Raw genomic sequence first — 3128 nt, 5'->3', positions numbered from 1 at the left:
ATCGAGAAGTTAAACAAAATTGTGGTATTGAACGCTGTCAGGCTCGCACGAGCCGAGCGCAAAGAAATCATATTTTTCTCGCTATTTCTGCGTGGTTTGAACAACATAAACGTCGTATATCTGAAAAAATAACCCTTTATCAACAAAATTGGGACGTAATCAAAAATGCTATTGCTGAGCACATCCGTGTTTTATTAGCGTACCCAAATTAGTTTTGTGCGAAACTCGTGATCTTTTTTCTTCAAATTTTCAACCCGTTTTTTAATTGATTCTTTATCCATGAATGCCTCATTTAAATTTTAAATCGTCAGTATGTTAGTAGAAAAAGCGCGACCCGTCGGGTGCGACAACACCTGACAGGCCGCCAACACACAGAGGATACCTGTGAGTCAACCGTGGCGCTTTCCGTTCTCGAGAACAGGAAAGAGTCTACACGAATTTCCATTAGTGAAACAGGCTTACAGACAATGACCCAACATTTTTTACCAATACTGCCCTGGATAGGCGGTAAACGGCGGCTAGCCAAACAGATTTTACCGCGCTTCCCGGCGCATACCTGCTACGTGGAGCCATTTTGTGGCGCGGCGGCGCTCTTCTTTATGAAGCCACCCAGCAAGGCGGAAGTGATTAACGATATCAACGGCGAACTGGTCAATCTCTATCGGGTACTCAAGCACCATCTGGAAGAGTTTATGCGCCAGTTTAAATGGGCGCTGGTCAGCAGAGCGATGTATCAATGGTTGAAAATGACCCCGACCGAGACCTTAACCGATATCCAGCGCGCGGCCCGTTTCTATTACCTGCAAAAACAGGCTTTCGGCGGCAAGGTGGCGGAGCACACCTTTGGTGTGACCACGACCAGTGGGCCACGCCTGAACCTGCTACGCATGGAAGAAGAGCTGTCACTGGCGCATCTGCGATTGTCTCGCACCACCATTGAACAACTCGATTGGTCAAGCTGCATTGCCCGTTATGACCGTCCGCACACCCTTTTTTACTGCGATCCGCCGTATTGGGGTACTGAGGGGTATGGGGTGGATTTTGATCTGGCAGAATATGAAAAACTGGCGGAAATGGGACGAGACCTGGCGGGGATGATGATTATTTCCGTCAATGATATTGCTGAAATGCGGGCCGTATTTAAGAGCTTTACCATGGAGAGTGTGCCGATTCGGTATAGCCTCAATAGCAATCAGCCCACGCAACGGCATGAGCTGATTATTACCGTTAAATAACCCCATTCTCGGTTAGGAATGGGGAAAGGTTAAGCGCGGTGACGGGCGGCTTTTTTCTCTGCCATGGCTGCCAGTGTACGTTGTGCTACCTCGCGTGTTTCACCGGGGATGTGTCGGAAGGTCGTCAATAAAGTCGCTTCCTCCTCATCGCGCACCACATCGAGCGCACTGGCTTCATCACTGCGCTCTCCAGTAACGAGAAAGAGCAAATCCACCCCAATAGCCTTTGCTGCAATCAGGTAGGCAGTATCAGGGTGTCGCTCGCCTTTTTCGTAGTTGTACTGGGTCAGTTTTTTAACTCCACAGCGTTCGGCGAACATCTCCTGACTGAGTCCCAACCTCAGGCGCTCTGATTTAAGACGGTCTCCCACCCCTTCTAGCGTCAGCGTGATCCACTGCTGGGTATCGAGCGGAGCCTGTTCATCATTCGCGGTAGGTATGGAGGTTTTGCCAGCCAGTTGCTGACTCAACTGTTGTAACTGCTTTTCTTTTTCGGCTACCAGTTGCTGACTGCGTTTAAGCGCCGCTTCATCTTTACGTAATGCGGCCTTCAACTCCCTGACTGACATCCGATCGACATTATCCAGTGTCAGGCCAGCAATGGTGCCACCTTCGGCGAGTTCGATTAAATCCTCATCATCTTCAAACATCAGCTCATAGAGTTTTGAGCGTCCTAAACGCGAAAACGTTTCCGCATTTGCAGACAGGGCTGGAGATAAATATTTTAAAGCCGCTTGTGCCATCTTTTGTGCTATTCGCGGTTCAAGCCCTAACTGTTCTTTGACAATCCGCATAAAGTCTCCATGCGGCTCATTCTCTTTTAGAATAATCAGCCGCTTACCCGCCTCCAGCATGGCTTCGGCACTCTGTGCCATATAGAAGCGCGCTTCATGCACAATGCGCTCGCGCTGATAGGGCAAGCCTTCGCCGTACTTGTCCATAATGGCCTGCTGATGTTCAGCCAGCGCGTTAAGGTTGTTCATTAAATCCGGTGCCAACGGTTGCTCGGGGGTGATATCAGCCGGCATCGGTAACGCTTTTCTACCCATGATTGTTTCCTCTTACGGCTTTGACGGTGATGCTGCGCAGCGCCCACGTCTTTCGGCCATCTTGATTTGTGCCCGTTCCGTTTCATCAAAAAAGGCCAGGGCAATCTGTATCAATTCTTCACTCAGGGCGTAATTCCCATTGATGCGTTGCTCAACCATGCCCTCTTCCACTAAAAACGGCAGGGTACGACTGATATTGGCCGGAGAGTCTTTAATAAGCTCTGCCAGGGCTTTATTGGACAGACCCTCGCGGTAATGCCCTTTCATGGCTTTCAAAATACGTAGCGCCCGCCGTGTGCGTGAAGATGGGTGCAGTAATAAGGTGTTTTTCATCGGATGCCTCTTTTTCATTAATGGAAATTGTGATACCGTCAGTGAAACGGGCGAATGTTATTTTTTATGGCGCTTTTTGCCCGATGGCATGGGGGAGCCCATTATCTGTTCAATCGCCTGTTTAATTTTGCGGCCTTCTCCGCGCCAGCCTTGGCAAGAGCCATCAAGCAACATGTAAACCTGATAGGGTTTGAAACCGGATTGGCGCGCCCACGCCGCCACGGTCGGGTAATCTTGGTAGACACGGTTATAAAAACTGCGTTTAAAGTCGGCGGGGTGTTGCAGTGACATGGTGTTATCTCCGTTATAAAAAGTTAAAAATAAATATACGATAACATGCAAAATAATGTAAAGTCTTTTTTGTTTGTTTTTGTATATTCTTTATCACAATGAAAAACCACTGGCTGCTAACGGCCTAAAGGAGAGCTGTATGGCAAAGAAAAAAACCGCAACTGCCCTGTCTGTGAATACAGCGGACAATATCACGATTGCGGGGGGGGGGGGGGCAATT

General features: G+C 48.8%; 4 protein-coding genes and 1 pseudogene. 2 read left to right on the top strand and 3 right to left on the bottom strand.

What is annotated here, in order from left to right; genetic code table 11:
- Window positions 1–212 (top strand): annotated as a pseudogene (locus CBG25_RS08615) (hypothetical protein); the annotation flags it as partial.
- Between the two features lie 255 nt (window positions 213–467).
- A complete protein-coding gene (locus tag CBG25_RS08610) occupies window positions 468–1235 on the top strand; it encodes a DNA adenine methylase (RefSeq protein WP_290606037.1) in 768 nt (255 codons plus the stop codon).
- A 29-nt stretch (window positions 1236–1264) separates the two neighbouring features.
- On the opposite strand, the gene CBG25_RS08605 is transcribed toward CBG25_RS08610, so the two are convergent.
- The 3 genes from CBG25_RS08605 to CBG25_RS08595 are packed head-to-tail and all read right to left on the bottom strand — an operon-like array spanning window position 1265 to window position 2908.
- The gene (locus tag CBG25_RS08605; protein WP_290606035.1) at window positions 1265–2284 is read right to left on the bottom strand and encodes a helix-turn-helix domain-containing protein; all 1020 of its coding nucleotides are present in this window, start codon (window positions 2282–2284) and stop codon (window positions 1265–1267) included.
- Window positions 2285–2296: 12 nt separating this feature from the next.
- Window positions 2297–2617, bottom strand: coding sequence for a helix-turn-helix domain-containing protein (locus CBG25_RS08600; protein ID WP_290606033.1), 321 nt, complete (start codon window positions 2615–2617; stop codon window positions 2297–2299).
- A gap of 57 nt (window positions 2618–2674) precedes the next feature.
- Entirely contained in the window at window positions 2675–2908 is a 234-nt protein-coding gene (locus CBG25_RS08595) for a hypothetical protein (protein ID WP_290606031.1), read from the bottom strand.
- Window positions 2909–3128: the final 220 nt, after the last annotated feature.

The organism is Arsenophonus sp. ENCA (genome assembly GCF_002287155.1).
Taxonomy (GTDB): Bacteria; Pseudomonadota; Gammaproteobacteria; order Enterobacterales; family Enterobacteriaceae; genus Arsenophonus; species Arsenophonus nilaparvatae.
This window is presented reverse-complemented; position numbering and strand designations above follow the sequence as displayed.

What these genes read in the sequence shown, in the direction of transcription:
- CBG25_RS08610 (WP_290606037.1), top strand. Translation starts at nt 468, where the DNA reads ATGACCCAACATTTTTTACCAATACTGCCCTGGATAGGCGGTAAACGG.
- CBG25_RS08605 (WP_290606035.1), bottom strand. Translation starts at nt 2,284, where the DNA reads ATGGGTAGAAAAGCGTTACCGATGCCGGCTGATATCACCCCCGAGCAA.
- CBG25_RS08600 (WP_290606033.1), bottom strand. Translation starts at nt 2,617, where the DNA reads ATGAAAAACACCTTATTACTGCACCCATCTTCACGCACACGGCGGGCG.
- CBG25_RS08595 (WP_290606031.1), bottom strand. Translation starts at nt 2,908, where the DNA reads ATGTCACTGCAACACCCCGCCGACTTTAAACGCAGTTTTTATAACCGT.